The sequence below is a fragment of the Persicitalea sp. genome (genome assembly GCF_041751555.1).
Classification (GTDB): domain Bacteria; phylum Bacteroidota; class Bacteroidia; order Cytophagales; family Spirosomataceae; genus Persicitalea.
In genome coordinates, this window is the sequence record NZ_JBGSXF010000116.1 from 1 (window position 1) to 3267 (window position 3267).

Annotated in this window: 3 protein-coding genes; all 3 read right to left on the bottom strand. The window is 52.9% G+C overall.

Translation table 11 applies throughout. The annotated features are described in order from the left end of the window. Positions 1 to 63 precede the first annotated feature (63 nt). Positions 64 to 1230: a glycosyltransferase family 4 protein gene (locus ACEW8P_RS03985; RefSeq protein WP_373511817.1), complete on the bottom strand. Its 1167-nt coding sequence runs from the start codon at positions 1228 to 1230 to the stop codon at positions 64 to 66. A gap of 3 nt (positions 1231 to 1233) precedes the next feature. Next, positions 1234 to 2166, bottom strand: coding sequence for a glycosyltransferase family 4 protein (locus tag ACEW8P_RS03990; RefSeq protein WP_373511818.1), 933 nt, complete (start codon positions 2164 to 2166; stop codon positions 1234 to 1236). A 268-nt stretch (positions 2167 to 2434) separates the two neighbouring features. Next, positions 2435 to 3267, bottom strand: an 833-nt coding sequence (locus tag ACEW8P_RS03995; protein ID WP_373511819.1) for a glycosyltransferase family 2 protein, incomplete at its 5' end; no start/stop codon positions are given.

Below are 3267 nucleotides of genomic sequence, written 5' to 3' on the forward strand. Positions count from 1 at the left end.
CCTCGGCGATCACCCGCCGCACGTCGTTACGGAAGTCAAAGAAGGAGACGACGAAGGCAATTTTCATGTATTTTCCAGAATATCCAGCCATTTGGGAGCCTGTACGCTGCTCTCGAATTTCTCCAGTACGCGTTTCCTGCCGTTGATTCCTGCCTGACGGCGGCGCTTCTCGCTATTGATCAAACAAAGAATTCCCTCAGCCAGCCCCTCGGGCGTACGGTCTTTGACAAGATAACCCGTTTCGGAGTCAACCACCTCCCTAACCCCAGCTACGTCCATCGCTACTACGGGTTTTTGGGCTAGTAGTGCTTCCAGTACCACCAGAGGGAAGGCTTCCATACGGGAGGGGAGGGCAAATATATCCAGTTCGGCGTAGAAGTCGGCTACGTCGGCCTTATGAGGTAGCAACCGAAAACAGTTGGACAGGTCGTGACGCACGATACTTTTTTGCAGCGCCCGGTAGTATGGTTGGCTTTTGAGTAGTTCGGGCTTTCCGCCCAGCCACAGGAAAACCAATTGTTGCTCCGGTAGCTTTTCGCGCAGGATGAGACAGGCGCGCAGGAACGTATCTACACCCTTGCGGTAAATGACCGAGCCAACCGAACCAACCAGTATAGTGTCCGGCTTGATACCTAATCGCTCTCGCAGATTCGGCCCCGGAAGACGGCTGAGCCGCATGTCGCTGACGGTTTCGTGGATCAACCGGATTTTGCTCTCTTCCACACCGAACACATCGCAATAAAACTCCGAAACTGCCACCGCCGGGCTGACCACCGTGTATGCGCGTAGCATCAACTCCTCGATCCAACTGCCGCGCATTCGCTGCGTCACTACGAAGCCCATTTCGTGTGGGTGGACGACCATTTTTTTGCCTGACCGCAGGGCAGCCTGGCTGAACTCATGCTCATTTACCGTATTGATGTAAAGCAAGTCCGGGTCGAGCTTTTTTATCAAATAATGGCCGTAGCGCCTTTTCAAAGCCACGAAAAAAGACATGAAAAATCGCCTGAACAGCCGCCTGATAAAGCGGGTGTCGTCCAGCGGGAAGGTGTGGAGATGTCCGTACCGCGCGAAATCGGTATGTAGGTCGCCGCGCTGGGAAGTCAGGATGTGAAACTCAATGGAATGAGGACGCAAAGCGGAGAGCAAATTGAGAATCACTTGGGAGTCGCCGCCGCTGCCTGTGTGTGGTAGGATGATTATAATTCTTTTGGCTGGTACCTCGTGCATAGTTTAGCTGGTTAGCAATTCCCTCCAAGTACGATCAAATACCTCTGGTGCAAAACTACGGTACGCCTCCGTCTGAGCAGCTTCGCCCAACTTGGGTAGTACTTCTGGATGATCAACCAAATACCGCAACCGTGTGACGATGGCCTGCACTATAAGGTTTGCGTCTTCGCTATTTTCAACCAAAAAGCCATTTTTTCCATCCTGCACGTGATGGCTGATCCCTCCTACATCGGTCGATACAGGTACTGCGCCGTGGGCCATTCCCTCGGCCAGCACTAGCGGAAACCCTTCCCGGCGGGAGGCAATCAGGATCACATGATGCTCCTGATAAATTCTTGCCAGCGCCTCTGAATCGGTGAGCTCACCCATGAAGTGCAAATTTGATCGCGTGGCGTAAGCCGTAGCCCTTTCCAAGTCTGGCCCTACAAAGGTAAACTTTACGGGCTCATCGCGAAGGGCGTGGGCCACGCGCGCAATCAGACCAATCCGCTTCTCAGGGCTGTTCCTGCCTACGAAAAGTACCTTCAGCGGTGGGAGGCTATAATCCTTTTGGGCCAAATCCCAATAAGGGTAGTTCAGCTTGTTATGAACGACAAGTATATTGTTGAGGGCATCATCCGGTACGCCCTCTGCCTGGTACAGGTTCGCGTAGTCTTGCTTCGTTTTACCATTTATTACTACCCGAGTTGCCAGCCGACCGACATAAGGCAGGCTTGCCCGCTCGACGGGGTAGTCAGATTCCGGGACGAAGGAATGTGTGAGATCCACGATCTTAATCGATTCGTGCAAGTATGGGATCAATTCGTACACAAAAGTAGCGTTGGCCCCGAAGACCGTCGGGTTGTTCGACCGATTGATAATCCGGGCAATCGTCTTCACTAAAAAATGACGAAATCTGGAGCGGTCGAGCGCGGCAAGCTCGAAGCAATGCCCCATAGATTGGAAGTGATTTTTAAAAGTAGTCGACCGGGATGTTTTTGTAAAAAAAATGACCACTTCCTCTTTCCCTCTTTCGGTACTCACGCTTCCCAGAATGTCGGCGTGTACCTGCTCGGAGCCACCCGTCTGGTAAAAAGGAAAGAAGCAGAACAGACGAGTGTGTATGGATATTTTTCTCAACGCCGTATACGTAGAAAACAAGCGAGGCAAGAGGGAAAAGTGGTATAGGAGCAGTCTTAACTTTCGCATAAATTTATTTCCATCGTCAGAAGCGGAGCAGGGAATCCAGTTTCCGCCGAAATCGCCCGTACAGGCGGAGCAGGGGAGAAGTCCGGGAAGTCAGGATGCGCTTCCGAACCAAAGATACCTGTTCTGCCGACAGCGTCCGAGTCTGTTTATTCCATTCCAATAGATTGCCCAGAGCTGCCCTTATTTTCTGCTGTTGTATTCGCTCGGTGTCGTCGTCCCGCCGAATACTTTGCAGCGGGTCATCAGAATAAGAAGCCAGGGGCGTGTTGAGATAACCAAACGGCGCATAGGCCGCCACACGAAGCCAAAGTGCGTAATCTTCCACCGCCCGCAGGTCGGCTGCTTCGGGAAATCCCCCGGCCAAAGCCACGAGATCACGATGCACAAGCGCAGTACTACAAACCACGTAGTTGACATTCACTAGCTTTTCGAAGGGCAGGCGATCGTCAATGTTAGCTTTCGCAATCCGCTCCGGCTTGTGAAATATCTCGGTCGCCTTGCTCGCTACGTGTCGATCAGCGTTAGTGCAAACGGCCCTGAGATTTTTTTTGATCGCATATTCCAACTGCCGGGATAGTTTTTCGGGATACCAGCTATCGTCACTGTCCAGGAAAGCCAGCCACTTGCCCTGGCTGAGGCCGATGCCCCTGTTTCGGGGTTTGGCCGGGCCGCCCGACGCCTCGCCGGATATCCATTTGACCCGAGCATCAGCAAAACCGTTTACAACCGAACGCGAATGGTCGGTCGAGCCATCGTCGCAGACGAGTACTTCCAGCACGGGGTAGGTCTGATTCAAAGTACTTTGAATGGCTACCGCCAGGCTGTCGGCGCGGTTCCAGGTGGGGATGA